A 664-nucleotide genomic window follows, 5' to 3' on the forward strand; every position below is an offset into this window, starting at 1 on the left:
TGGAACACGATGTTCACAACTGGGTTCGGTGCCTCAAGCAATGGATCGGTAACGGTGATGCCGGATAGGCTCACGTTGCCCTCATTGGTCACGGTGAAGGTATATGTTATCGTATCGATGCCCGCATCGGCGCACTGGTTGCCGTCTACGTCATTGAAAATACCGGTCTTAACGATGGCGAGGGCTGGACTTTGACAAATCGTGATAATGGTTGGATCATTTTCTGTATAATTATTGTTGTCCGAAGTGTCAGTCACGTTCGGTCCGCTCGGTGGAGTTCCGACAACCTCTGCGCTGTTGGAGAATGTACCGGCGTCAATGTCCGCCTGTGTGATGGTATAGGTCGCGGTGAAGGTAGTCGTGTCCTCCGCACCCGGTGCCAGGCTAGCGATAGGTCCGCCGCTCACCGTCACGCCACCAACTAGATCGGTGACCATAACGTTGGTTAGGGTAACGTTGCCCGTGTTCTTTACTCGGAAGGCATAGCCCACTACCTGATCCACGGTTACCGTAGAACAGCCTGTGGTGGGATCTACCGGCAGGGTGGATTCCTTGATAAGCGCGATGCCTGCATTTGTACAAAGGATGATAACCGTTGGGTCCTGGCCAACATAGCTGTCATTATCGGAAATATCGGTCACGTTCGGTCCGCTCGGTGGAGTTC

1 protein-coding gene is annotated in these 664 nt (G+C 53.3%); it reads right to left on the reverse strand.

Going from position 1 to position 664, the window contains the following annotated elements:
* Positions 1-664: DUF7507 domain-containing protein (locus QRD02_RS14320; protein ID WP_435373050.1), on the reverse strand; the 664-nt coding region annotated here is incomplete at both ends.

Source organism: Aequorivita aurantiaca, assembly GCF_030410135.1.
GTDB lineage: Bacteria > Bacteroidota > Bacteroidia > Flavobacteriales > Flavobacteriaceae > Aequorivita > Aequorivita aurantiaca.